At 66.8% G+C, this 25,414-nt stretch carries 30 protein-coding genes; 28 read left to right on the plus strand and 2 right to left on the minus strand.

What is annotated here, in order from left to right; all coding sequences use genetic code 11:
* The first annotated feature begins 62 nt into the window (after positions 1-62).
* From ACIBCK_RS11120 to ACIBCK_RS11245, 26 genes are all read left to right on the plus strand, one after another.
* A complete protein-coding gene (locus tag ACIBCK_RS11120) occupies positions 63-545 on the plus strand; it encodes an ATP-binding protein (RefSeq protein ID WP_399388992.1) in 483 nt (160 codons plus the stop codon).
* A gap of 125 nt (positions 546-670) precedes the next feature.
* Complete coding sequence (locus ACIBCK_RS11125; RefSeq protein ID WP_399388994.1) at positions 671-1,237, plus strand: hypothetical protein; 567 nt, start codon at positions 671-673, stop codon at positions 1,235-1,237.
* A 160-nt stretch (positions 1,238-1,397) separates the two neighbouring features.
* The gene (locus ACIBCK_RS11130) at positions 1,398-1,736 is read left to right on the plus strand and encodes a hypothetical protein (protein WP_399388995.1); all 339 of its coding nucleotides are present in this window, start codon (positions 1,398-1,400) and stop codon (positions 1,734-1,736) included.
* Between the two features lie 55 nt (positions 1,737-1,791).
* Positions 1,792-2,886 carry an AAA family ATPase gene (locus ACIBCK_RS11135; protein WP_399388996.1) on the plus strand — a complete coding sequence of 365 codons (1,095 nt, stop codon included), beginning with the start codon at positions 1,792-1,794 and terminating at the stop codon, positions 2,884-2,886.
* Between the two features lie 69 nt (positions 2,887-2,955).
* Complete coding sequence (locus ACIBCK_RS11140; RefSeq protein WP_399388997.1) at positions 2,956-4,101, plus strand: hypothetical protein; 1,146 nt, start codon at positions 2,956-2,958, stop codon at positions 4,099-4,101.
* A gap of 89 nt (positions 4,102-4,190) precedes the next feature.
* Entirely contained in the window at positions 4,191-5,087 is an 897-nt protein-coding gene (locus ACIBCK_RS11145) for a hypothetical protein (protein WP_399388999.1), read from the plus strand.
* Between the two features lie 109 nt (positions 5,088-5,196).
* Positions 5,197-5,541, plus strand: a complete 345-nt coding sequence (locus ACIBCK_RS11150; RefSeq protein ID WP_399389001.1) for a hypothetical protein — start codon at positions 5,197-5,199, stop codon at positions 5,539-5,541.
* 63 nt (positions 5,542-5,604) lie between these two features.
* Complete coding sequence (locus tag ACIBCK_RS11155) at positions 5,605-6,033, plus strand: hypothetical protein (protein WP_399389003.1); 429 nt, start codon at positions 5,605-5,607, stop codon at positions 6,031-6,033.
* Positions 6,030-6,548, plus strand: a complete 519-nt coding sequence (locus ACIBCK_RS11160; protein WP_399389004.1) for a hypothetical protein — start codon at positions 6,030-6,032, stop codon at positions 6,546-6,548. The genes ACIBCK_RS11155 and ACIBCK_RS11160 overlap by 4 nt, the downstream gene beginning before the upstream one ends.
* 27 nt (positions 6,549-6,575) lie before the next feature.
* The gene (locus ACIBCK_RS11165; RefSeq protein ID WP_399389005.1) at positions 6,576-7,040 is read left to right on the plus strand and encodes a hypothetical protein; all 465 of its coding nucleotides are present in this window, start codon (positions 6,576-6,578) and stop codon (positions 7,038-7,040) included.
* Between the two features lie 146 nt (positions 7,041-7,186).
* Entirely contained in the window at positions 7,187-7,534 is a 348-nt protein-coding gene (locus tag ACIBCK_RS11170; RefSeq protein ID WP_399389007.1) for a hypothetical protein, read from the plus strand.
* A gap of 80 nt (positions 7,535-7,614) precedes the next feature.
* Positions 7,615-7,923: a hypothetical protein gene (locus ACIBCK_RS11175; protein ID WP_399389009.1), complete on the plus strand. Its 309-nt coding sequence runs from the start codon at positions 7,615-7,617 to the stop codon at positions 7,921-7,923.
* Between the two features lie 73 nt (positions 7,924-7,996).
* The gene (locus tag ACIBCK_RS11180) at positions 7,997-8,314 is read left to right on the plus strand and encodes a hypothetical protein (protein ID WP_399389010.1); all 318 of its coding nucleotides are present in this window, start codon (positions 7,997-7,999) and stop codon (positions 8,312-8,314) included.
* A 175-nt stretch (positions 8,315-8,489) separates the two neighbouring features.
* Positions 8,490-9,182 carry a hypothetical protein gene (locus tag ACIBCK_RS11185; protein ID WP_399389012.1) on the plus strand — a complete coding sequence of 231 codons (693 nt, stop codon included), beginning with the start codon at positions 8,490-8,492 and terminating at the stop codon, positions 9,180-9,182.
* 290 nt (positions 9,183-9,472) lie between these two features.
* Positions 9,473-10,267, plus strand: a complete 795-nt coding sequence (locus ACIBCK_RS11190; protein WP_399389014.1) for a hypothetical protein — start codon at positions 9,473-9,475, stop codon at positions 10,265-10,267.
* Positions 10,264-10,812, plus strand: coding sequence for a hypothetical protein (locus ACIBCK_RS11195; protein ID WP_399389016.1), 549 nt, complete (start codon positions 10,264-10,266; stop codon positions 10,810-10,812). The genes ACIBCK_RS11190 and ACIBCK_RS11195 overlap by 4 nt, the downstream gene beginning before the upstream one ends.
* Before the next feature lie 26 nt (positions 10,813-10,838).
* On the plus strand, positions 10,839-11,309 hold the full coding sequence (locus tag ACIBCK_RS11200) for a hypothetical protein (protein WP_399389017.1): 471 nt from the start codon (positions 10,839-10,841) through the stop codon (positions 11,307-11,309).
* A 257-nt stretch (positions 11,310-11,566) separates the two neighbouring features.
* Positions 11,567-11,941, plus strand: coding sequence for a hypothetical protein (locus tag ACIBCK_RS11205; protein ID WP_399389018.1), 375 nt, complete (start codon positions 11,567-11,569; stop codon positions 11,939-11,941).
* Positions 11,942-12,122: 181 nt separating this feature from the next.
* Positions 12,123-13,196, plus strand: coding sequence for an N-6 DNA methylase (locus ACIBCK_RS11210; protein WP_399389019.1), 1,074 nt, complete (start codon positions 12,123-12,125; stop codon positions 13,194-13,196).
* A 111-nt stretch (positions 13,197-13,307) separates the two neighbouring features.
* Positions 13,308-13,694, plus strand: coding sequence for a hypothetical protein (locus ACIBCK_RS11215; RefSeq protein WP_399389020.1), 387 nt, complete (start codon positions 13,308-13,310; stop codon positions 13,692-13,694).
* A 51-nt stretch (positions 13,695-13,745) separates the two neighbouring features.
* Positions 13,746-14,366, plus strand: coding sequence for a hypothetical protein (locus ACIBCK_RS11220; RefSeq protein WP_399389022.1), 621 nt, complete (start codon positions 13,746-13,748; stop codon positions 14,364-14,366).
* 73 nt (positions 14,367-14,439) lie between these two features.
* Complete coding sequence (locus tag ACIBCK_RS11225) at positions 14,440-16,059, plus strand: ParB/RepB/Spo0J family partition protein (RefSeq protein ID WP_399389024.1); 1,620 nt, start codon at positions 14,440-14,442, stop codon at positions 16,057-16,059.
* An 84-nt stretch (positions 16,060-16,143) separates the two neighbouring features.
* A complete protein-coding gene (locus ACIBCK_RS11230; RefSeq protein ID WP_399389025.1) occupies positions 16,144-16,743 on the plus strand; it encodes a hypothetical protein in 600 nt (199 codons plus the stop codon).
* Positions 16,744-16,758: 15 nt separating this feature from the next.
* On the plus strand, positions 16,759-17,574 hold the full coding sequence (locus ACIBCK_RS11235; RefSeq protein WP_399389027.1) for a hypothetical protein: 816 nt from the start codon (positions 16,759-16,761) through the stop codon (positions 17,572-17,574).
* A 112-nt stretch (positions 17,575-17,686) separates the two neighbouring features.
* Positions 17,687-18,010, plus strand: coding sequence for a hypothetical protein (locus tag ACIBCK_RS11240; RefSeq protein WP_399389029.1), 324 nt, complete (start codon positions 17,687-17,689; stop codon positions 18,008-18,010).
* 53 nt (positions 18,011-18,063) lie between these two features.
* The gene (locus ACIBCK_RS11245; protein ID WP_399389030.1) at positions 18,064-19,578 is read left to right on the plus strand and encodes a YgjP-like metallopeptidase domain-containing protein; all 1,515 of its coding nucleotides are present in this window, start codon (positions 18,064-18,066) and stop codon (positions 19,576-19,578) included.
* Positions 19,579-19,640: 62 nt separating this feature from the next.
* Here the strand turns inward: ACIBCK_RS11245 and ACIBCK_RS11250 are convergent, their stop codons facing one another.
* A complete protein-coding gene (locus ACIBCK_RS11250) occupies positions 19,641-20,441 on the minus strand; it encodes an SAM-dependent methyltransferase (RefSeq protein ID WP_399389032.1) in 801 nt (266 codons plus the stop codon).
* 771 nt (positions 20,442-21,212) lie between these two features.
* On the opposite strand from ACIBCK_RS11250, the gene ACIBCK_RS11255 reads away from it, so the two are divergent.
* Positions 21,213-21,770 (plus strand): hypothetical protein, encoded by a 558-nt coding sequence (locus ACIBCK_RS11255; RefSeq protein ID WP_399389034.1) that lies wholly within the window; start codon positions 21,213-21,215, stop codon positions 21,768-21,770.
* Between the two features lie 624 nt (positions 21,771-22,394).
* On the opposite strand, the gene ACIBCK_RS11260 is transcribed toward ACIBCK_RS11255, so the two are convergent.
* The gene (locus ACIBCK_RS11260; RefSeq protein ID WP_399389036.1) at positions 22,395-22,697 is read right to left on the minus strand and encodes a hypothetical protein; all 303 of its coding nucleotides are present in this window, start codon (positions 22,695-22,697) and stop codon (positions 22,395-22,397) included.
* Between the two features lie 548 nt (positions 22,698-23,245).
* Here ACIBCK_RS11260 and ACIBCK_RS11265 point away from each other — a divergent pair.
* Positions 23,246-25,411 (plus strand): RNase A-like domain-containing protein, encoded by a 2,166-nt coding sequence (locus ACIBCK_RS11265; RefSeq protein WP_399389038.1) that lies wholly within the window; start codon positions 23,246-23,248, stop codon positions 25,409-25,411.
* Positions 25,412-25,414 lie beyond the last annotated feature (3 nt).

Raw genomic sequence — 25,414 nt, forward strand, 5'->3', positions numbered from 1 at the left:
CCAGTCAGTTGCGGAGACCGTTCAGCCTAAAGCCAGGGCAGCGGCCTCCCAGAGGAGGTCCGATGACGCCGCGCCTCACCCTTCGCAAGTTGCCCTTCTCGTTCAAAGTTGCTGCCGACTCCGAGGCTGTGGGGCCAGCACGTAAATTTGTGCGTGAGGCAGTGGAGGGGCTGGGCCTGGGGCCACAGGCCCCATCTTTCGATGATCTTGAGCTGCTTGTCACGGAGTTGATCACCAACGCGGTGGTTCACACGAATGCTCCCTGCGTGATCTGCCTCCGGTGGACTGGCCGCCGTATCCGCATTGAGGTGACCGACACCGACACGACGAATGTAGAGGCCAAGCAGCCCTCATCGAGTGACGAGCACGGTCGCGGCTTGCTTCTCGTTGGACTCTTGTCTGCGGCGTGGGGCAGCTGCCCGGAGCCAGCAGGGAAGACCACATGGTGTGAGCTACCCCCGGCGGCTGAGGAGTCAGCGTCGGCCGCCACGTGGCCCGAGTCCCGGAAGGTTCAAGCTAACGCGGAACAACCGCATGCTGCCTGACGGCACCTCGGCCGGAATACACAGCCGACATCCCACGCGGTCTCGACCTCGGGTGCCGGTTCCACCCCTGTGACAGCTATTCTGCTATGCCCCCCGGATGGTGGACCAGCAGGAAGGAGGCCGTCGTGGCGAAGCCGCTGATCGTGGGCCGCAAGGAGTTCGCGAAGATCTACAACGTTGCGCCGACGGCGGTCAGCGACCGGTGGATCCCGGACGGGATCCTCTCCTATGAGGATGCCGTGATCGTCTCGGGTAAGCCGTTCTGGCCCGGTGGCCTGGCGGTGGAGTTCGCGCTGCCGCCGGGCAGTCGCGGCCGGCAGCTGGATGAGGAGCTGCTCGCCGAGCTGGAGAAGGAGCAGCAGGCGACGGTCCGCCCGAAGAAGAAGGGCGAACTGCCCCCGCTGGTGGGGCTGCAGGAGTACGCGGCGCTGTTCGGTGTCAGTAAGTATGTGGCATCGAACACGCGCAACCGGGGCGGCGGGATGCTGCCAGCCGAGGACTACCTCCTGTCCGGCTCCCCCCTGTGGCTGTTGTCGACGGTGCTCGAGGGTGCGGAGCACACGGTGGCGCAGAGCCGTGGTGGTGTGTGGCAGTTTCAGGAGGATGTCGCTGCTGCTTTGCGGGAGGGACGGTATGACGGGCCAGGGTCGGGGATCTCAAAGCGAGGCAAGGCCGCCGTAGACGGGGCCTGACGTCGTCGCGACCGCCGGGCCATATCTTGGGGCGGTTCGGCGGGTTGCCCTCCGCCCGATACATAGTAGAATTAACCTCATCCACTGAGGGTGCGTGCAGGCGCCGTGTCGACCGCATGCAAAATAGGCTGCGATACATCAGTTCAGGGAGGGGCAAGTCATGACAGTGCAGCTAGAGCTACCCATCGCGACCATCCGACAGCCGGAGAACCCGGGCAGCAACCTGACGATCCAGGAACGGTTCGAAGCGTTTAACGAGCTCAATCCCTGGATTCTCCGACACCTGGAGAACCTCACCGCCGACTGCATGGAGCGCGGGCTCACGCGCATCGGCATCGGGATGCTGTTCGAGGTTCTGCGCTGGCAGTACGGCATCGCCACCCGCGGGGAACCATGGAAGCTCAACAACGACTTCCGGTCCCGGTATGCCCGGTGCCTCATCGCCATGCACCCGGAGTGGTCCAACCTGTTCGAAACAAGGAAGATTCACACAGCCTAGAAATAGGCCAGTGTACATCTTCCGCCGTAGCTCTTGGAGATGTTCCGTGTCCAGCATGACCGTGCCACCCCTCCGCACCCGTAAGCCCACCGGCGTCATCCCCTGGCCGATCGTCCTGATCGAGGGCGAGGAGAAGGCCGGGAAGAGCTGGCTCGCAGCCCAGTTCACCGGCTCCGACAAAACCGGCCAGGCGTACTGGCTTGAGCTAGGCGAAGACACAGCCGATGAGTACGCGAATGTGCCGGGCTCTGACTACCTGCTGATCGAGCACAACGGCAGCTACCGCGACATCCTCGGCCAGATCGAAGCGGTGCACGCGGAGGCCAAGCGTGCAGCCGCCGCGAAGGAGAAGCCTGTCGTCCTGGTCATCGACTCGGGTTCGATGCTGTGGCGGATGCTCGTGAACTGGACCAACGAGCGGGCCCGCCGCACTCCGAAGAACCAGACCAAGCTGCGCAAGGACCCGGATGCCGAGATCAAGCCCGCCATGAACTTGTGGAATGACGCGGCCGAGCGGTGGCAGCGGGTCATGTACCTCGTGCGCACCATGCCCGGCATCGTCATCCTGCTGGCGCGCGGGAAAGAGGTCGCGGTCGTCGACGGCAAGGGTGAGCCGATCTCCGGCACGAAGGACTGGCGGGTGGAGGCGCACAAGTCGCTCGCCTTCGACGCGACGGTATGGGTGCGGCTGCGCCGCGAGGAGCCTGCGCAGATAGTCGGCGCCCGCTCCCTCAAGTTCGAGGTTCCGCGCAATGGGACACCGAAGACGGTGCCGGACTTCTCCGTCGAGAAGCTGGTGTTCGGCCTCATGGGCTGCTCGATCCACAACCAGCCCAAGGCTGTCCCTGAACTGGCCGGGGATCTGGCCCAGCGGTGGCTTCCGAAGGTCGACAAGGCCGCGGAACAGGGCGTGGACGACCTCAAGAAGCTGTGGCGCCAAGTCGAGGCGGACGAGGACCTGAGTCGCGATGAGGTGCTTGTGGTGCGGGCCGCCATCGAGCGCAAGGCGGCCGAGGTGAAGAACCCGAAGAAGTTCAGCGACCCCACCAGCGACGACGTTGCGCGCCTCAAGGCCGCTGCGGCTGAGCAGCAGGACCAGGACACCGAGGGCGCCTTCGACGAGCAGCCGTCCGACGAGCTCGCTGCCTGACCTTCCGCCCGCTTCCCGCTGGGGCCCGGCTGTGACGGGCCGGGCCCCGGCATGCCGCTTGGAGACTTTGTGACCGCCAGCACGATCAGTGCACCCACATCCCTGTCGATCTGGGATGCCGCCCATGCCGCTGACGCACGCCGCCCGCGATCCGTCCAGACCCAGCTCGGCGCATCGGACACGATCTGCTCGCGCAGAGCCGGATACATCCTGGCCGGCGCCGAGCGCACGAACGCCGGGGACAAGCGTGCCGCGATCCTCGGCACTTACATCCACAAGGGACTTCTTGAGGATGCCCGTCGCGAGTACGGCTGGCTCGTTGAGCGCACCGTCGTCGATGCCACGCTGCGCGGGCACATCGACGTCGTACAACTCGATGCCGCCACCGCGGCGAAGCTGCCCAAGCGTCACCGGCCGGTCAGAGCGGCCGAGGTCGTGACGGTTGAGGACGTGAAGACGAAGTCGAGCCGCGTCTGGGACCGTGTCGTGCGGTTCGGGCCGACGGCTGCGGAGATGCGGCAGGTCCTGTTGTACGCGGACCTGTTGCGCACGGCCGGGTTCGCGGATGTGCGCGGCCAGCGGTACCTGCACCGCCTCGGGCCGATCGACGTCAAGCGCATCCGGTTTCGCTTCGTGTGCCGGGATACGGGCGAGGAGCACATCCAGGAGTTCGACTTCGACGAGTGGCTGGCTGTGGAGGCTCGTTGGTGGGTGGACCGCGTCCTGGAGGCAGGCTCCCCGGACGATCTGCGGCGCGACCATGACGGCCCCGGCTTGTCCGTGATCTGCGACAACTGTCCGTTCGTTGAGGCCTGCTGGCCGGGCGTGGCGCCGGGCCAGCCTGCGCAGACGGTCCTCGTCCACGATGACGAGGACCGGGCCAAGGCGCTCGCCGCCTACGTGCGGGCACACGAGCGGTACCGGGAGGGCAAGCGGGTCAAGGAGAAGGCCCGGGCGATGCTCGACAACTCGCCGGAAGGTAACTACGGGGACAACCACCTGGGTTGGGGCGGCGGCAACGACAAGGAAGAGACCGACGTCGCCGCGATGGTCGAGCAGTTCGAGGACGCCGACCTGGTGGTGCCGATGATCCCGGATACGGACGCCATGGTGTCCGTGCTGCGCCGCGCCGGCATGGTCGTGCCCCGGCGCAAGGCGGCCGGTCAGAAGACCGCCCGCACCATCAAGGTCAGTCGCGCCCGTAAGACCGCCTGACGGCCTCTGTGGCGGCCCCGCACGGACGGTGTGGGGTTCGCCCTCTCTCTTGATCTTTTTGAAGCTCTACTGCCCTGGAGGCATGCTCCGTGTCGATTCTGCGCCGCCATCTCAGCACCAGGTTCACGGTGGTGCCGACGGCTGCTCTCGAGGATGCCCGGTTGTCGTTTCGGGCCCGGGGCGTGCTCGCGTTCCTGATCTCGAAGCCGGACGCCTGGAAGGTGCGCGCCGAGTCGATCGCGAGCGCGGGCAGGGAGGGCAAGGAGGCGATCAAGACGGCGCTGCGTGAGCTGAAGGACTTGGGTTACTACCGCGTGGTGACCGAGCGGATGGCGGACGGGACGCTGAGCCGGATCACGGAGGTGTACGACACGGCGCAGGAGTGGGCGGCCGAGGAGTACCACGAGCTGGAGGCGCGACGCATGGCCCGCAAGCTCAAGAAGCGGCTGGAGGAGGGCGACGAGGCGGCCGGGCAAGATTTCTGCGCGGCGGAACAGCCCGTCGGTGACGGGCAGCCGGTCGGCGGAACCGAAGACGGGTTTTCGGGCGCCGGTTTTCCGGACGCCGGTTCACCGGACGCCGGATCATCGGGCGTTCTAGTTAGTAACCAGAGCCAATACCCAGAGGAGAAGAACCCCCCTACCCCCACAGCTGGCGCTGCGAGGGAGCCGGATGACGCTCCGCTCGAAGAAGCTGCGGCCCCTTCGTGCCCGTCGCATACGGATGAGCCGGGCCGTTCCTGCCGCGGCTGCGGTACGAGTCCGAGGCAGCATCGGGTGCGGCAGGAACGGGCAGAGAAGGAGCAGTTCAAGGTCCGTGAGCGGGAGGCGAACGAGCGGGTGCTGGCGCAGGTGCGGCGTAAGCCGGGGTCGGGGTCGGACGGGTTGTCGGAGGTGGCACGTCAGCAGCTTGCTGCCATGCGGGGTGGGAGGCGGGAGGACGCGGCCGGTGGCGGGGAGGTAAAGTCACTCCCAGAAATAGGCTGATGTATAACTGTGTGGCAGTTCACGCCCGGGTGATTTGCCACCCCCTCTACGCATAGTAGAATTAACTATACGAGCAGGAGGGACCCGCTCATCACCTCTGGAGGCAAGCATGATGTACGGCTCGATCTGCCGCGGGACCGCCCACATGCCCGACGATCAACTCAAGGACGCATTCGCCAGGGCGAGGACGTTCCAGGTGACCTCCCGAGGTGAAGAGGTGCGAGTGATCGCTTACCACGACGAGAGCTCCATTGAGGCGCAGCGCCGGCCGGGAGGTAAGGGCTGGGAGGCGCTGGCGCTCACTCAGCAGCCCAAGGGTGACCTGCCGTTGACAGGGGTGCTGTTCATGGACATTCCACAGAGCGCGTGGGGCCCGCTGGATCTGGCAGTCAGTGCACTGCAGAACGAATTTGGCGACCACTTCACCAAGCGCGCAACGCTGAAGTGCATGTAACTGCCGGAGCGTGCACTGGCCGAAAATAGGCCAGTGCACAACTCTCTTGGGGATTGGATAGACATGCTTGATGTGACTGCCGAGGTGGCCGGCATCCGCGCCGCCTACGGACGGGACGAACACCGCGCCCTCGCCGTGTACAGCGACGTGCACGTTGCTCTCGAAGACGCCGGACTGCACCCGTACGTGGAGACCCGCGGCGGCGTGGCGATCTGCGCCTACGCCCATGACGGCACGCTGTTCGTCGTCGCCTGCGAAGACGCCCTCCCCTTCAACCGCTGGGCTCCGGGGGCACTCGCAGGCTGGCATCTGAGCCACGTCCCCGAGGACGGGCCGGCGCCCGCTTGGCGGTGCGTGATCTACGACAGCTTGCCCCCGCACCCGTGCCCTCACGAGGTCGGCGACCTGCGCCTGGAGCCCCTCATCGAGGCCGCGACAGCACACCTCGCCGCCTGCTCGCACCGCAACACTGGCGCCGGGGGCAGGGCGTGAACCTCACCGACGACGACCTCCAGATGGCCGTGCGCGACTTCTTCACCCCGGCGCCGCTCCTGGAGTTCATCGACCTGCCGGACCTTCACGCTCGCATCCAGTGGGGTGAGAAGCAGTTCGACGAAGGTGAGCGCAGACACAGCGTCCGGCGCCTCGAGGGAGAACCGGATGCCGGATGCCTGACTCACTGGTCGGCCACGCCCGGCGGGTTTCGCTACGAAGTCGATGCTCGTGGCGGTGCCCGGTCCGGATCCGTGTACTGGCATGAGGCGCACCGGATGGTGAACTCCCGCCTGACCCCGGTCCGTTACGGGGCGCTGCGCGCGGCCGTCGAGGCCGTGACAGCGCACGATGCCGCATATGTTCCGGGCCCGGTCCCCTACCGCACGCCCGAGTTGTGGTCGTCGCTCTTCTACCGGCCGTGGGCCCGCCGCGCCAGCGGCCTGGAGCTGAGGGCCTCGGCCGCTCTGGATGCCATCTGCCCGCCCGCCAAGGCGCAGCCCGCCCTGTTCTGATTCCACGCGACAACGAGAAAGCCCTCCGTGATCACCTCCACTTCTTCCACAGCCTGGACCACCGCCGCGCCGTGCGCCGGCCTTGACGGGTACGTGCCCAGCGAGCAACTGGTGCGCAGTAAACCCAGCGACGTTATGAAGGCGTGCGGGCCACTCATGGAAGGCTGCGCGGAGCTGTGTCCGTTCGTGCTGCAGTGCTACGAGCTCGTGCGGCCGGAGGCCAACCGGTTCGACGGGGTATGCGCGGCGCGCACGTGGGTCAACGGGAAGCCTGTCGCTGTTGCCGCGGGCGCACCTGTGCTGTCGAAGCTCGTATCGCAGGCGGGTACCTGCGGGACGAGCAGCGGGGTGAAGGCTCACGAGCGGCTCGGGGAGCCGTTGTGCGGGAAGTGCCGGGTGACGTCACAGCGGGCCGAGGTGCGAAATGCCGGCGCGGCAAGCATCCGCAAGCGGGCCACGCGCGGCCGTCGCGAAGCGCGCGTGGCGTCGTAGAGCAGCGCGTGACAGGACAGCGGTCGGGGCTCTGACCTGCATAGACGCAATTGACACCCCATCTAGACATAGTAGAATTAACCTTAGTTGGGAAGGGAGAACACACCCAACTGCCGCTTGAACCACAACGTAAGGAAGCACCCCTCATGCACACGATGACGCCGGACCCGCTCGCCGTTCTGCAGGTCGCTACCGAGCACAACATCACCGAGGAGCAGGCCGCGACCGCCATCAACTGGGCCGCGCACATGACCGTGCACGCCTGGGAGGCCTACGCGGACACGGCAGGCCTGGTGACGCGGAGCGGCGACGCGATGGAGGCCTGGTTCCGCACGCTCGGCCCGGGCGCGCAGAGCTCCGTCCTCGAGGACGCGGTCGCCGCGGTGGTCGGTGCCGACAGCGTGCTCTCCGAGATTTACCGCAAGCAGGGCGGCCAGCAGCCTGCCCGCGTACGGGTCTTGCGCACCAACCGGCCTCGCGTGCGCATCCACTGACACTCCGCGACTACGGCCCGCCTCATACCGGGGCGGGCCGCGCCATGCCGTCATCTCAACTCACGGGAAGGACCCGCCTCATGGGCGCCCTCGACTTCTACACCACCGCCACCGGCACCGACCTGCAGAGAGCCTTCAACGCCGCCCGCGATCACGCCGAGTGGGAGTACGGGACCTCCGGCTTCACCGGCACCGTCGCCGAGAAGGACGAGGTGACGCTGCTCGACGAGCCGAAGCGCAGCGAGCAGGAAGCCGTGGTTCGCGCGAAGGAACTACTCAACGGCGAGGATCCGCGGGTCAGCACCAAGTACGGGCCCGCCGGCGCACTACCGATCACCACCGACGACGGCGCGGACGGCTGGCTGCTCTTCGGCGTGGCCTCGCACTGACACCCGCCGCGGGGCTGCGCCGCAGCGCGGCCCCGGACAGCAGTGCCGTCCACCTCCGGATCCCCGAAAGACGATGACCACCGTGCTCGACACGCACCTGCCGCTTGCGGCGGCCGCCGAGATCATCAGCAGCCTCGGCCTCAACAGCGCCCAGACCCGCCGGGCCAATCGCACGATGCAGCGCATCGTCTACCGCGCCTGGACCCGTCGCAGCCGGGCCAAACAGGCCGTGACGTTCGAGGAGTTCGCCGATGCGGTTCCTGAATGCCACTGGTCGTTGATGTTCGAGGTCTGCGGGCTGGTCCTGCTCGGCCGCGACACCGAAGCCTGCGCGCTGATCACAGCCGCCCGTCACCTTGAGGCCTCACACACCGTACGGGGAGCGTCGTGATCCTCACGCCGCGGGAGATGGGCCGAATCGGACTAAGCCACCACTACCCCGACGAGTTCTACAACGCCTCAGCGACCCGGAAGGCCCGTCGCGCCTTCCGGCACCGCGACAAGCGCCGCACTCGCACAGAGATCAAGGCATTTCTCGCAGACAGCAGCGCGGAAACGGAGCATCAATGACCACGCATCCCTTACCGATCGGCACACGGGTCTCGCACATCAACCAGCAATGGGCCCACAGCCTGCCGGATGGCACCGCCACGATCGTCGACCGCAAAGGCCCCTGGCCGGACGGCGCGTGGGAGTACCAGGTCCTTGCGGCCCGCGACTTCTCGCGCTGCCCCGGCCCCGGCAATCCCGAATCCCGCACCACGTGGTGGCCGTCCTGGGCCGCCACACCATCAACGACGAAAGAGATATCCGTGAACGACAACAACCTCAGCAGCGAGACCGAGGGCGCCGAGCAGGAAATCGTCTCGCTCCACCGGCTCCTCGCCCGGGCCACCAGCGCCGTCGACAACAACATTCAGGAAGCCTTCGTCGTCTTCGGCCTGCCCAGCCTGTGGTCTCTCACCCGCCCGGAAGTACGGCGGCAGCTGCTGCTCCTCGCCGCCTGGGAAGCCCGCACCGCCACAGCGGCCGACCTTGGATCCCCCACGCCCGCAGACCAGCACGCGTGGGCGTTCACCCAGTACGCGTCCGCGTGGTCCGAGCAGCACCCGGAAGGCGACGCGGAACAGTTCTGCGCCGGGCCGCACCCGGCACGCCATGCCGCGTCGTCTCTCGCATTCGACCGCGACGACTTCCTGGTGTCCCTGGAGACCGCTCTGCTTCTGTGCTCCCGCGCGGAAATGCCGGAGAAGTCGTGACGCCCGGTGGCTACGTAGGGCTGCGCGGCCGCATGGCCATGGCTGCTCACTTACGACGAGGTGTTCGGGCGTCGCAGCGCCGAGGAGGTAGAGACCGTACTCGCCGCCTCGACCATCGAGTAAACCCCTTCTGACCTGGCTTTTCGCAGTTGACCCTACCCTCAACCATAGTAGAATAATGGTTAGTGAGGGGGTGCTGGACAGTCACCGGCACCCCCTTCACCACATCCACAGCCATCCGTTCGGCACAACACCCGGACGCGGAACGGCGCTTCCGAAGAAAGCATTCCATGCCCTACGACACCCAGCTCGTCGCCCCAGAATTGCTCACGCTCACCGATCAGACCGCAGCCGCGCTCGGACCGGAATGGACCGTGACCGGACTGCTCGGCACGGCGATCGTGACCCACCCGCTCGGCCTGCGCTGCAGCCTCCAGACCCGTGATGGCCTGCTCAGCGTCAGCGCCTTCGCCTCCCAGGACAATGAGCCGCGCCAGCCAGCCAGGACGTTCACCTCAACCATCCCGATGAAGAGCGCGAACGGCGTGAAGGTTGCGGAGCTGATCCACAGCCAGGTCCTGCCGCACTTCGGGCGCCGGGACGCCCTCGCGGCACTGCGCCTGCTGAGCCTCCCGCTCCGTGACGCTCGACTGCCCGCCATAGCGAAAGGAACTAACGCCCGTTCAGAGCTCGTGTTCGAGGGCGAGGACATCGCCAACCCGACGCTGTGGATCCATATGCGCTCGCCACGCCCCGGCGCGGTGAGCGTGAAGGTTCGAATGAATCGGCTTACCGCCGAGCGGGCCATCCGATGCGGGCGTGCCGCGCTGACCAGGCCCCTGTCCCACCGCGAAGGTGAAGCAGATCCCTTCCCGCCGGAAGTACGCACAGTCCTCGACGCCCTCCCGGAAGTGAACGGTGCACCGCCCCGGGCCGGGTTCACGAACCTCTACCCGACACCCGGGCTGCTCGAGATCCTCCACGATGCGAACGCTGCCGAGCCGGGCGCGCCCTTTGCTCTGCGCACCAGCGACACCTTGCCCGCCACCGCGTACGCCGTCCTGCGCGCTTACACCGCCGCATGATCCGGCCCGAGGACGCCGTGATCGTGAACAGCAAGACGCCACCGGCGAGCGCCATCGACGGCACGAGGGGTGATGAGCTCGGCGCCTACCTGTCCGGGCTGGGGCCTACGCTCCGCAACGTCACCTCAGCCGCCCTCGCTGTCGCCCGCATCGACGAACTCGGCTGGGCGCCGCTCGGCGGGTACTGCGGCAGCGACGTGCTGTGGCCCGTCGCCTGCCTGATGTGCGGCAAGCCCGTCCTGCGCTTCTACAGCCATCTGCGCCGTGCGCGCCCCGCGATGCGCCATCGCGGCTGCGTCCCGCAGGACCAGCACCCGTATCTGCTCACGGCGCTGTCCGCGTACAGGGCAGACAACTGCCCGTGCCGGCGGCGGCACCCCACCACCGTGGACGAGGTGGCGCAGGCCATGGACGACCTGCAGCACGCCGTTCACAAGGACGACCACAGTCAGGTCGTCGCCCACGTGCGGGCGATCACTGGCCCCTGCCCGGCCACGGCAGTCCGCGCCGAGGCCGTCCGCGCCCTGCGGCGCACCTCGAAGTAACCACTACAGAACGGAAATTGTCTTACATGAGTGAGTACGAACGCGATGATCGCGTCGCCGTCCTCTATCTGTCGAAGACGAACGGAACGTGCCTGGCCCACAACCGGACCGTCATCCACGTCGAACCGCACAGGGAGCACGGCCAGCGGGTGTGGGTGAACATGCCGCACGACGCCGCGGCCGGAAGTCCGCACGACTTCTTCGCCGACGACGGTGAGGGCATCTGGCCCATGGAGGACGAGCCGATCGAAGATCAGCTGCCTGTACGGCTGGCCGCGAACCTCGACTGGTACATCGCGGCAGCCGCACCCGGCTCCAGCCGCCTGACGTGGCCGTCAGGCCGGGGGCACCTGCCGGTGCGGGTTCCGTTCACCGACAAGGCCCGCGCCCTGCACGCCCGCATGGCCTGGCACTACCTCCAGCAGCTGCGTGCCGTCGACCCGCGCGCTTTCGAGGACTGGGTGGCCCAGCACAAGGCCGCGCCAGTGCCCCAGTAGACGTGCCACGCGAACACCGGCAACAGCCAGAACAGCACGACCAGCAAGGAGAAGGAACGCACATGCGGGGCCTGTGGGAAGTGACGTACACGCACCCAGAGCACACCAGGACGACGTGGAACTACCTGATTCCCGTGTGGGACGCCCGGACGGAGGTCGCAGCCCGGGAGCGCGCCCAGGCGCGGCACGATGCGAACGCGGCCCACTTCGGAGCACGGATACGAGCTGACGATACCTCTGAACTTGAAGTCCTCAACGTGAGGTTCAAACCTGCGGTGCTCTCGCGTGAGCGGGCGGCGGCCTGGATCGCGTTGCAGCAGAACGGGGCGATCACGGAGCGGGGGTGGGCGCTGCCGCATGACCGTCAGGAGCACCGCCGTGACGAGTTCTGGCGCACCGAGGTGGCCGATCTGCACGCAAGTCTGCGTGAGCGCGTCCACGGATTCGGAGAGTCGGTTGCCGAGATCCTCCAGGCGCCACACGCGGCAGCGTCGGCCGCCTGGGCCGTCGAGGCACACACCGACCGCTTCGGGCGTGTGTGGTGGGACAGAGCCCGGGCGGAGATTCACAAGGCGGGCCTGTCCTGGCTGTGGCAGACCCCGTACGGCATGACCTGGGTCGATCAGGCCTAACCCCCCTCCCTGAGCTGGGCATCCGCAGTTGACCCCACCCCTAAGCATAGTAGAATTAACTATCGAGGGTTGAGGGGAGACGCTCGAATTCCCCTCCGGAAGCACCCTCAGCGCCGCGACCCGCCCCACTCGGGGCGGGTCGCCCTATACCCGACTCCACCCACGGAAAGGCGGCTCCGCCATGCCCCAGCAACTCGATCTGTTCGCAGAGACCACCGCCGCCCCTGAGCCAATACCCGCCACCTTTGCCGCCGCAGCGAAGCCTGCACGCTCCACCCCCTCGGCGCCGCCGCCTATGGCGACACAGCCGGCCGCCACGCCACGCACCCGGCGGACACCTCACCCCCACCCTGTGCGTGATCCGCACCGTCGCGCCCTGCAGATCGGCGAAGCGGTGGCCGAGCGATGGCACAACCGGCACGGGGGCACGGCCATTGAGGTACCGATCGGAATCGTTGCCGCCCTCTCACTCATCCGCGAGAAGGACCCGAACGGCCCCGACCTCAAGACGCAGATCCTCACCCAGGACGGCCCACAGCTGATCGCGATGCTGCGGGAGATCTGGTCGACACACTGGGTGTACCGGCCCGACCTGATCGACCGCGCCCGGATCCTCCACGAGTGGCTGAACGACGAGGTTGACGAGTACCGCATGCAGGCGGTGCGGGCCGTTGTCGAAACGGTTCTGAAGCGCGGCTTGTTCGACCTGACCGCCCACGCGGACCCGTTCTTGCGCTCGGCAACGGACGTCTTGTCGCCCGTGATGATGTGCCTTCGCTCCCACGGCGCCCGACAGGGGCTCGGCGAGTATCACACTCCGGCGTCAGTGGCTGACGCCATGGCCGACATCATTGCCGCCGGGCAGGTCATGGACATCCGCCTCGCGGTCGATGCTCCGCGCGGCGGGGAGCACATCCACGATCCGTGCGCTGGCAGCGGCGGGCTGCTGCGCTCAGCCGCCCAGCACCTTCGCGAGCGCGGGCACGACCCTGCGGATTTCCAGTGGTCGATGGTCGACATTGACCCGATCGCCGCCGCGTGCTGCGCGGTGAATTCGATGGTCTGGGAACTGGGCCCGCGGGTGACTGTGGCGTGTGCGGACGCGCTGGCCAATCCGAACGCCGTCGCGGATGCGATGAAGGAGGCGCGCGCCGTGTTCGAGCATCGCGACAAGGTGCTGGGCAAGGCGCGGATCATCGCCGCCCTACGTCAGGGCGAGCACCTGATGGAGCAGCCCCTCTCATCCGCAGCGTAGACGCCACCCCCTTGTTGACCTGCATGTTCGCAGTTGACCCACCCCTCATGCGTAGTAGAATTAACTTAGAAGTTGCGGGGGAACGCCCCAGATCACAGACAGGAAGCCAACATGACCGCCACCGCCGTTCACGCCCTACTCATCGCCACCGACGGTGCGATCACCGACCTACATCTGAGCACCAACGACACCGTCCAGCGCACACAGATCCATCAGGCACTCGGCGACGACGCCGAGGCCCTGCACTACGTACTTCGCCCGGACGGCTCGAACACCGTCGCCTTCGTCGCCGAGATCCGCGACGGCCAGCCGCCGAACCTGTACGCGGCCATCGCCCTGCACTTCCTCCTCGACCAAAGCCTGATCGCCGGCGCACAGGGCCCCGTGCTCTTCGCGGGCTTCAACCAGCGAGACGAACTCACCAGCCTCACCGAGGACACGGTGCGCACCATCCGCACCGCCACCGTCATCGACGCCGTCCGCCGAGTCTCCGCCTGACAGCCGTCAACACCCCTGTATTCACGCACCACTTGGAGCAGGAGAACTCCCTTGAACAGCACCACCACCGAGCCTGATGCCGTAGACCTCACCGGTACCGAGGCGGACACCACGCCTCTGGAGCCGGTCGCCCTCAGCGAGGTCGACCTCTACCTGCTGGGCAAGCCCATCTCCGAGGCCCTGGGCGACGGATGGAGCGAGGCCCTGGACGACAGCCCTGCAGGGTTCGCGGACAGGTCGATCCGCCTTATCCACCCCGACGGCCGATCCATCGGCATCCGACATCTGTGGCAGGGCCGGGCGGTGCAGACCTTCGCCGTCGGCGGCCCCGCACTCAAGCAGTCGGCCAGCCCTGATGGTGCGGCTGGTGAGGACACTCGGCTGCCGAAGGGGGCGCGGTACAGCACCGGGGTCCGCTTCACCACGGCATCGCCGCTGGAGGAGATCCTCACCGCGATCCGCACCGTGCTGCTGCCCGGCTTCGACGGCCCCCGGTCGCGGCTGCGCGCTAACGGCACGTTGATCCCTCCCTCCGTCCAGCCTCCGGCCGAGGACAGCACCAACGCCACAGCCAGCCCGGCCGCAAAGACCAAGGCACAGCCGAAGAGCACGGCCCGCCGCTCCACGGCAGCGAAGCGCACCACCAAGCGCCGCACCACTGCGGCCGTCTGAACCGACCCCGCGCACCACACCGGGCGGGCGCACCCCGCCTCGCGCCCGCCCCACAACTCGAAGGCCCACCACCATGAGCACCACAGCCACCAGCCCGAAAGCCCCCGAACCCGTCGAGGGATTCACCGGCCGCTTCGTCTGGATCGACCCCCACGACCTCGTGGTCGACCCGTACAACCACCGCAAGGACCGCGCCGACCAGGACGGCGAGGACACCACCCAGCCCGACCCTGAACTCCAGGCCAGCGTCGACGAACTCGGTGTTCTCACCCCGCTCGTACTGCGCCCGCAGGAAGGCGAGACGGAGGGGAAGCTCGGGATCATCTTCGGGCAGCGCCGCAACAACGCAGCCCTGACCGCCGCGAAGAAGGCCAAAGCGAGGAAGAAGCCCTACCGGCTCGTCCCGGCGATCGTCCGAGACGACCTCGCCGGAGTCGACGACGCGGCACTGACCGTGTCGTTCATCGAGAACAAGCACCGCCGCCAGGCCACCATCCGCGACGACATCGAAGCCGCCAAGCAGCTCTCCCTCATGAACATCCCCAAGGCCCGCAAGATACGCAACGCGCGCGCCATGGGCTTCAAGCCCGCCGAGCTCGGCGCCGCCAGCAAGGCCGCCCAACTGTCCGACGAAGCTCTTGCCGAGGCGATCGAGGAACACTTCAACCTCGTCGAACTGGCCGAGTTCCAGGAAGTCGAAGGCGTCGACGACGCCCTGTGGACCCTCAAGCGGGCCAAGGGCCGTGACCAGCGTGAAGGCAACACCAAGCGCGGCCACTGGAAGCACGCCCTGGCCGACCTGCGCGCCGAGAAGGAACTCACCGACAAGTGCGCCCAGCAAGCAGCCGAGCTGACCGCTGCGGAGGTCACGGTCGTCGACTGGCGCTGGAACTGGTCCGACACCAGCACCAGGCCGCTCACCGACCTCCTCACCGACGCCGGGGCGCCGCACACCCAGCAGACCCACCGCACCTGCCCTGGTCATGCGGCATGCGTCGCCCCGAGCGACGCCGAGGTGATCTGGGTGTGCACCGCCTGGCACCGCCACGGCCACCCGCTCACCGCCGAAGCCGCCACGAAGGACACCGCTCAGGCAGGACCGGACAAAGAGGCGGCCAGGGCCGAGCGGCGTCTGGTCATCGCGAACAACAAGGCATGGAGGCAGGCCCGTGAGGTCCGCGCCGACTTCATCAAGGAACTCTGTCAGCAGCCCGAGGCGAGCACGCGGGTGTGGCCGCTGATCCTCTCCCTGGTCACCGGCACCAGCTACGGATACGAGAACTACGTCAGCCGCAAACGGACCGACCTGACCGCACGCTTCCTCGGCGTCGAGGACCCCAACGAGGGCAAAAGCCAGTGGTCTCGGGGGGACGACCCGTTCGGTGCGGTCATCGCGCGCACCAGCCCGACGCGCGCCTGGAGGGTCCTGCTCGCCCATGTCGCCGCAGCCTACGAGCTGGAGCACATGGACGACGCGGCCTGGCGCAACCACATCAACGGGCAGACCGTCGCCTGGCTGACGTTCCTTCAAGCGGAGGGCTATGCGCTGAGCAGCGTCGAAGCGGGGACCGTGGCCAAGGGCCGCGCCCAGCAGGAGGAGCAGGACCAAAAGGCCCGCGAGGACACCGAGCCGGAGCAGCACGAGGACAGCGAGGACGTTCAGGAGCGCGAGGCGCTGGCGGCTGCGGCCTGACCTCTGCGGCGGGAGGCCCCTGTCGGCCTCCCGCCAGCCGCCAGCCCCAACACCCTCTTGCCACCTCTTCGAATGGAATCCTCCATGCGCACCGCTCGCTCCGCGCTCGACTATGCCCGCATCCTTGCCGCCCTCCTCGGCGACGGCTGGGCAGCAGACAGCTGCGGGCACAGTGACCTCGCCCTCCTCAACAGTCCGCTCATGTCACTGGAAGTCGCCGTCTCATCGCCCGTCCGCTCGTCAAGCCCCGTCAGCGTCTCGGTGTCGGTCACGCACGCCCTCGTCTGGCCGCGCCGCAGCGACCAGCACAAAATCACCGGCACCATCAGCGACCCACAGGCCGTCGCCGACTCCATGCGCACCACGGGCCTGCCCGCGTGGACCACGCTCCTCGCCGAGCTGCGCGTGCGCACCGACCGGACGCGCGACGCGCTGCGGGCCTTCATGACAACAGCCGAGCAGCTGGCCGGCCCGGAGGCGCAGGTGAGCTACGGGTCCGTGCCGGGTGTCGCGGACCTGCGCTGGCCCGGCGGCAGGGCCACCATCCACGCCGATGACGAAGGCCGCGTTCGCATCGTCCACCTCGTCCTGTCCGACCTGTCCACCAGCACCTTCGCGGAAGTGCTTCACGCCGTCTGCGGCACCAAGCACCTCACCCGGTCGGCCAGCACCATCGCTTCCTGAAGGTCCAAGACACCCATGAAGATCAACCGCCGCAAGGCCACCTGGTACCCGAAAGTCTCCAAGCACCTCTCGCAGGCCGTCACAACTAGCGGCGCCTGGACCACGCGGGACGAGGGAGACGAACTGGCCCCTACCGAGTTCGCCCTGCGCAACCCGCACATCATCGACGCCCTGCCCGACGAGCAGGAGTACATACGCCACCTCTGCCTGCACACCGTCCACGAAGGACGCGAGCTGATCACCGAGATGACCCCCGGCCACGCCGAGGGCCTCGGATATGCCCTGGTCGACAAGGCCGCACGAACGAGGGCGGCCAACTACACGCAGCAGGACGGCTTCACCACCGACCGCGAGCCGTGGGAGACCGCCGTCGCAGCGCACAAGAGGGCGCAGCAAGCAGCCGTCGACCGCGCGGTGGAACTGATCCAGATGGTGTGGCCCTCGCTGCAGGCCCGCTACGGGAACATCCTCAGCATCGACAGCGAGGCGCTCGGCCGCTGGTACATCATGGTCGACAACGAGGGAGCGACCGCACGAGTCGAAGCGGCTCGCGTGCCGGCCCGGGCGTGGGGGACGTTCGTCGAGGCGGCCATGGATCGCTACTGGTTTCGGAAGGGGCGCTTTCGCGGCGCCGAGGATTGGGCACGTGCCAGGGCAGGGCACTACGAAGCGAAGAGCTATCGGGCCCAGTACAGCGACCGTCTTCACGTCGGCGCCGACGGCCAAGCCGTCGAGCTGGTTCTGTTCAGCAGCGGAGTCCGCAAGCTCGCCCGAGGCCTCGCTCTGATGCTCGCCACCGCCGAGCGGTATGCGGACAGCGTCGAGACCTGACGGAGGCCACAACCCCTTCTTGACCTGCGCAAACGGGCTTCACCCCCCCGAAGCATAGTAGAATTAACTATGTGAGATGAGGGGGGGGCACCCTCCCGAACCAAGGAACACCATGACCAACGGCTTCATCGTCACCGTCGAACAGACCCCGACCGTCCACGCCACCACCCTGCGAGAAGGCGACACCTTCACCCTCGCCGACAACGGCAGCCCACTGACCATCCTCACCAGGCAGCGCCACCTTCAGCCGCTGTGGCTCCTCGGACTCGAAGGCCACGACTCACCGATCACGCTTCGCGACGACGAGCCGATACGGCCGCTGCGGATGCTGCGCGCCTTCGACCTCACCTGCCAACTCTGCACGCGCACGGGCCGACGCGTCCTCGACCTCCCCGTCCACGGCATTCCGCAGACCTGGGTGTGCGACCAGCACTAGCCAGGACGCTCGCCGAGCCAGCCACCTACCCCTCTACCCAAGGACCCTCGACCATGCCCACCAGCGACCGCACCATACGCGTCGGCAACACCGACGTCACCGTTCGCACCAGCAACAGAACCACGCTGACCGTCACCGTCACCCGGGGCGGCAACATCGTCGTCCGCGGCCCGGACACCACCACTGACACGGACGCCACCACACTCGTCGAACAACGGCGTTCCTGGATCTACCGCCAGCTCTCACACCTCGCCGAGACCGCACCCGACAACCCGCAAAGGGAACTCATCCGCGGCGCAGGATTCGACGTTCTCGGCCAACCGCACCGTCTGCGAATTGTCCCCGACGACGATCAGGACGAGCCGCTCATCCAGCACCGGAGCACCCCTGCCGGCGACTGGCTCCACATGCGCCGCAGCGCAACGCTAAAACTGGACGAAGCCCGACGAACTATCTTCAACTTCTATGCCGAAACCGGACTTGAATGGCTGCAACTCAACCAGCCACTGATCGCCAGATACACCCCAAACAGCTCCGTACCGGTCACCTTCTCCACCCGCATGCGCGCCACCTGGACCCACAACCACGCAACCCGCGGACTCACCCTGCACTGGGCCACAGCCCAACTCCCGCCCACGCTCCTGCGCGAACTCATCCACCGCACACTGGGCCTCCACACCATCGCCCCCAGCCGCGACCTCAACAACGCCCTCCGCGCACTCTGGCTCGGCCGACTCACAACCCCCATCACCACCGTCGACCCACGCATCCACCTCACCCTGACAGCCGCAGGCCGCTGCCCGGACTGCACCACCTCACCCGGCACACTCCACGCCGACCGATGCGACATCGCACGCTGCGCCATCACCGGCCGACAACGCGCCCACTGCCATCCCGGCAGCAGCTGCAACACCGTCTGGAACGGCCACATCCCCGGCGAACCCGAATGTGCCGAATACGGCTTCTACTGCCGCCCCACCCCAGACGGCTACGAGCCCTGCAACGCCGACGACCCCGACGCCATGCACGACTTCAACAGGCTCTACCGCGAATGCCGCTGGAATCTCTCAACCCAGCGCATGACCTTGCCCCCCCCGCACGCTAGGCACCCGGCGACAAGGAAGAACACCAGCAGTGACAAGAACCCCACGCACGAACGCACAGCGCCCCGGCCTGGACGACAACTGGCGCGCCGTATGGACCGTGACGTACTACGAAGCAGCCGAAGACGGCACCGGTCACCAGCCGAACGGCCGCTGCTGGACGACCGAACTCGACGCACACCCGCTCACCTCGGACAGAACCATCAGCCACCAGGACTGGCTGTACATCAACCGCGAACAGCCGGACATACCCGAAGTCGACCTGTACAGCGCACACGTCCAACTCCAGGGCTACGCAGCCGGTATACCCGACGAGAACGGAAACCTGCCCCGCCTACACGGCGTGCGCTGCGCAGAATGCGGCTCGCCCAAGATGGTATTCACCGCAGGACCCTGGGCCAACTGCCAGGCCTGCGGCAAACGTCAAACGCAGGGCGAGGCCACGCTGTGCTCCTCGCACTGTGAGGACTGCTCATCCCAGGAAACGGAGCGCCCGGGAGAGCCTCACCCCCGGGCGCCCTGACTCGTCAGGGCTTCCGCGCCACCGCCCCGTACATGGCGATGGCCCGGTCGTCGATGCCCTCCTGCTCAGGTCCCGGCCGCCACTTGTGAACCTGGGTGACTCCGGGGTCGACCAGGTCCATCCCGTCGAAGAGGGAGGTGGCGGTCGGGAGGTCGCGCAGCGCCATGGGCATGCCCTGCTGGGCGTATTCCTCGGCCACCCGGCCGACCTCTTGGGGCGCGAAGTCGGCGGTGCCGATGGTCATTGCCAGGAAGCTGCCCGATGGCAGCGGTTCGAGCAGGCGCTGCACCAAACGCCGGTCGTCCGGCGGCAAGATGAAGTGCAGTATCCCAATGATCATCAGGCCGACTGGCTCGTTCACGTCGATCAGCGCACGGAATTCGGGACTGCCCAGGATGGCGTCCGGGTCGTGCATGTCAGCGTCAACGTAGGCGGTCGCCCCCTCGGACGAGCCCTGCAGGAGGGCGCGGGCGTGAGCCAGGACGATGGGGTCGTTGTCGACGTAGACCACGCGGGACTCGGGTGCCGCCTCCTGCACCACCTCGTGCAGGTTGGGGGCTGTGGGCAGGCCGGTGCCTATGTCGAGGAACTGCCGGACACCCTGCTCCTGGGCGAGGAAGCGTCCGGCACGGTGCATGAACCGCCGGTTCTCCAGCATGTGCACGGGTAGCGCCGGCCAGTGCTGGCACATGGCATCGCCCGCCTTGGCGTCGACAAGGTAGTGGTCCTTGCCCCCCAGGATGTAGTCATACACCCGCGCCGAATGCGCCGTCGAGGTATCAATCCGATCGCCTGCGCTGTGCATGGGCCGCTCCAACTCTCTATCGCTGACAATGGACTTCAGACGCTACGCCCAACCGCCACTCGAACAACTTGATGCCGTCACGGCACCACGTCGGCGCGGCTAGCGGCGCTGCAACCACCACACACCACCTGCAACCACTGCGCCGCCCGCAGCCGTAGCAGCCCCACGGGTCACCGCAAACAGCGCAGTGTTCACAAGCCGCCGGACTGTCTTCTTCGTCCACACGATCTCTTGCCCTCCCCTTAACCACCCCCGGGCCATCCGAGCGCGGCTTCGAGCATCACGGCGGACATGTGTGAGCTGGACGCCTAGAGGCCAGCCCTGAACATCTACGGATGCCGTCATCCGAGATCAGCCGAGATGCCATGCTGTTGGACGGTCTCGGACGGTCTTGGACGGAGGACAGGCATGGGGCAACCAGGAGTTTTGCGCAAGCCGGATCTGACTGGCCGTGAGCACCGCGAGTTCAACGACACCCTCCACCACCTGCACCTCCTAGCTGGCCTCCCCAGCCTTGCGGAGATGACCCGGGACCTGCGGGACGCGGGAATCTCTCGAAGCTCGATCCACGACGCGTTCAGCAGCCCTCGCCTTCCTCGATGGCGAGTCGTCGATGCGCTCATTGAGATCCTCTCGTCCACGGCACCCGTCGTCACTGCCGAGCAGCAGCTGGAACCCATGCATGCCCTCTGGATGCGGGCAGCCACAGCGGGACAGCGCCCAGCAACGTCGCCAGCACGTCGAGAGCCAGGTCCGAACACGACGGCCCCAATGAGCCACACCATTCTCCTGCTCGACATCGCGCAGTACAGCGACCGCAACGACATCGAGCAGCACTACCTGCGCCGCACGCTCTACGGCATCGCCGACCGCATACTCACCACCTCAGGAATCAACGAGCCACAACACCAACGCGCCAGCCGCGGAGACTCAGTCATGGAGCTGATCACCCCCGAAGCCTCGTTGGTCGCGCTCCTCCGTACCCTGCTCACCGAGGCGCCGGAGCAGCTGCGGGCGGTGAATCAACTGGCGTCGAGCTCGGCACAGATTGGGCTGCGAGCAGTGCTCTCATCAGGAGACGTTGCGGTCGACGAGTTCGACGGATGGGTCGGCTCCGACCTGAATCACGCCTGCCGTCTACTCGACGCCGAGTTCCTACGGACTGCACGGCGCGAACGCGACGACGGGTTCGCTCTATGCATCTCCGATTCCGTGTACCAAGGGACCGTATGGCACGGGCACGGGGGGATCCCGGCTGAGGGCTTTCGCCAGGTGGCCTTCAACAGCAAGGACGGATCGTCGACAGCTTGGCTGGCCGACCCCGTTTAAGTCCAGCCCTCGTCGCCACCAGGAACGGTGAGGGCGTGGTGTGCGCTGCCATGGCAACAAACTGGCGGAGGTGTTGACGGCTTCCTGTTGGAACTGGGCGCACCAGGTTCGTGCGGGTGTCGGTGGTGAGCGAATAGCAAGCGTGGCCCGGGTGGCTCTGTGCCAGGTGGTCGCACCGCAAGCCCCGGTTGTCCCCTGAGCGGAACGAATCCAGACCGGTAGTCAGTCGATTGCCTAGCGGCCGGCCACCTGTGGCTTTGACGCGTCTCCCCAGCCTTAAGCTCCCGAGCCCTCACGGGGAACTGAATGGGGGGACGGACGGTGGACAGGAACCTAACAAAGGCCGGGGAAAGCTAGGGAAGGATCGGGCAAGATCTCCTCCTACTCCGGATGCTCATCCTGCACCTACAAGCAGATGACCTGCGTAAATGCGGCTCTAACCTGGTCAGATCTCCGACTTCCTCCTTGATCGCGGAAGGAAGCTCCACCATCTCTGAAGTTCTGTTGTCCGGACAAGCTCTGGACCGCCGCATGTTCCCGGCTCACGTCCCTGACCAGCGACGGAACATCGAGTGGGAGATATCTCGGGGCTCGCGGGACAAGCGTGGTGAGGCGCATTGTGTGTCAGACCGACGGATCCGTTCCCACCCCGGTGGCCTTGCGGATGCGTTCAGCGAGTGTCGTATACGCCACGGCATCGGAGGTCTCGCGGACACGTCGCAGCGTAGCCAGTGCGTGACCCTTGCAGCCTCGGGGCAATGCCATGAGCTGGGTCCGGCTGAGTACGTGGAAGGTCCACTGCCTGAGGTCCAGGGCGTCGTACTCGTCGTGTGTGCGGACGCTCTGGACAGCGAAGACGTAGACGTCCGCCTGGAAACCGCGCGCCTCCGGCGGAAGGTACTTTCCGGTGCCCGGGTCAATGGGCACTACCTGAGGTACGTCCCACCGGGGGTCCTTGAGTCAGCACGTCGTAGGCGTCCCACTCCACGCGGTTCGAGGTCGCGCCAACCGCCCGGGAGACCAAGAACTCTGCCAGGTAGCCACGCACCATGCCGCCAAGGATCACCGACCAGCAGTCCGATGTCTGCAGCACGATGCGGCCACATGGCATGGCCCGAGGAGGAACGGCCTCCGAGACTGCCGACTGTGCACGTGCGCGACCATGCTGCCGCCACGGACGTTGCGACCTGTGGTGTCCAAGACGGAAGGAAAGACTCAGACCGCGTGCAGGGTCCGCTATGCGTTTCCCATCTGCCGTGAGGCGAGTGATCGCATCCAATATTTGTCCCGATGAGAGTGCATGGGTGGAATTTCCCTGAATGCTCTGCAACAGCGTTGCATGTAGTGCGAGTTGAGCCCCTAAGGAAAAACGCCCCGCGTCATCTCGGCGGACATGGGCCAGCCATTCACGGCTGTAAGGCGTGCTGTTAGCCTCCTGGGGCTTGTGCTGATTGTTGGCTATCGGGGGTTTGTGCGTGACGCTCATTATGGCGGCCGCGGCTATATATGGCGTGCTGCAATTGGCTTTGCTGGCCTCGCCGACGCGGTCCTTGAAACTCACCACCGTGCTGGTGACGGTCGCTGTCGGTGTGTACGGCAGCGGCGTCATGGCAGTGCTCATCGAGTACTTCTACGCGCGCGCCGCCGTCTCCCATCCGGGCCAGTCGCTGACCGAGGCGATGGGGAACGGCACCTACACCCTCGTCCCGGTCGTCGAGGAACTCGCACAGATTGCGCCGCTGGTGCTGGCCGGAGTGAACCTGAAGATCCGCTCTCAGTTGGGCTTCGCCGACTTCGTCGTCCTGGGTGCCGCGACCGGTGCCGGGCTCGGCCTGCTCGAGGTCCTGCTTTCGCACATGCTGGATGCCCAGCGGGCCTTCCCTCTGCCGGACGGCGGGGGCTGGATGCTCTCGGGCGGAATCGGCAGCATCGGCAAGGGTTCCCCCTACATTCCCGACTGGTCGACCGTGCTGAGCACCTGGCTGCCGAACTCGTTGGGCACCCTGGACATCAGCTTCACGGAGACAAGCCTGGGCATCAATCTGCACCTGGTCTGGGGCGCCATCGACGGGCTCGGTGTGGCGCTGTTGCTGCGGGCCCGTGGCTGGCGGCGCCTGTTGGGCGTGCTGCCGCTGGTATACGCGATCGGGCACCACGCGCTGTTCAACTACACCGGTGGCGGCTCGGCCGGAGCCGGGTGGCCCAGGACTCTGTTCAAGCTCCCTGACGCCGTTCTGGAGTGGGCGCCCTTGGCCTGTCTGGTGCTCGCCATGGCCCTGGACTACACGGCGATACGCCGGGGCCGACAAGCCATGCCCGCCACCCTCCTGGACGCCGAGCGCGAAGGCCGCACCGGACTAGCCGCGTTGGGCGGCTTCGCGGCTTGGCGCGTCCCGTGGAGTCTGCTGATCGCGCTGCGCTTCGCCCGCATGCGCAGGTCCCTCTGTTATGCCGCCGGACGCGTCCCTCCTGACCGTTTGCAGAGCTTGCATGGCGCGGTGTCGGACACCGCAGCGCGCATGAACGCCTCCAACCACCCCGACGCCTGGGAGCAGACCCGGGTGCGCAGCCTGCTCAAGTCGGCACGCCGCCTGCGGCCCTGGCGGCGCCGCTGGCCTCTGCTGGTCATCCCGCTCATCCTGATGCTGCCGTCGCTGCTCTTCCTCGGCGTGGGCTCGTTCACGTCCACGAAGGATCTGCAGAAGTGGTTCACCACTGGCAACGGCCCACGGATCCTGCTGTGGTTCGGCGTTGCGGCCCTGGCCTGGACGCTGCTGCAACTGATTCTCCTGCTGCGCGCCTGGCGGAAGACGAGGCAACAGCCACTCGCGGAGATCGTCGCGCTCATACGGCTGCGTTTGTGGGCGGCAGCCGGATCACTCCTCACTGGGGGCCTGCTGCTGTTCGTCCACTACCGCCAGGGCGAGCCGCTGGACGGAGATGCGACCGGACCGGCGGCGATGCTTCTGTCATTCCTGGAGGATCTCGAACTGTATGCGGGCATCGCTCTGACGATTCTCTCGCTCATCGCACTGCTCATGCTGTTCCCGCCCGGAGGGCTGGCTCTCGCGGGCGGTGGAGTCCTCGCCGGTGCAGCCGCTACTGAAGCTGCGGTTCATGCGGGGGCCCTCGGCGTAGCAGGCATCGCCCTCATGGGTCACGGTGCATCCGAGGGCTCAGGGGGTGGTTCGAACGCCTGGCCCAGAAGTAAGCGCAAGGGACGGACCAAGCCAGAGCACCGTGCGGACGTTCGTGGCGATGAGGGAAAAAATGGCTCTCATACCATCGATCGGCACGTCGACAAGACCATCAGCGGCATGCGCAGGCGCCTACGCGAAAACCCAGGACTGAAGGCGGACTCACGCTTCACCGGAGAGGCCAAGGCCCAGCACTTCACCGAAGAAACATTGGCACGCCCCAAGAATCAGCGAAAGATATCAACCTGGCTCAGCAAAGGGCCGAAGGGAAAACTGGAACTGGATGCCGATTTCCCTGGGCAACATACCGGCCTCCATCTGACCCGCTACAACTTCACACATGGGGAGCCGACGAGCTGGGTGAGCAGAGTGCGCGTAGTCCTCAAGGCAGACCCGTCAACTCCGTCCGGGTACCGTGTTCTCACCTCTTATCCACAGCCGTAAGCC

The sequence above is a fragment of the Streptomyces sp. NPDC051218 genome, assembly GCF_044455475.1.
GTDB lineage: Bacteria > Actinomycetota > Actinomycetes > Streptomycetales > Streptomycetaceae > Streptomyces.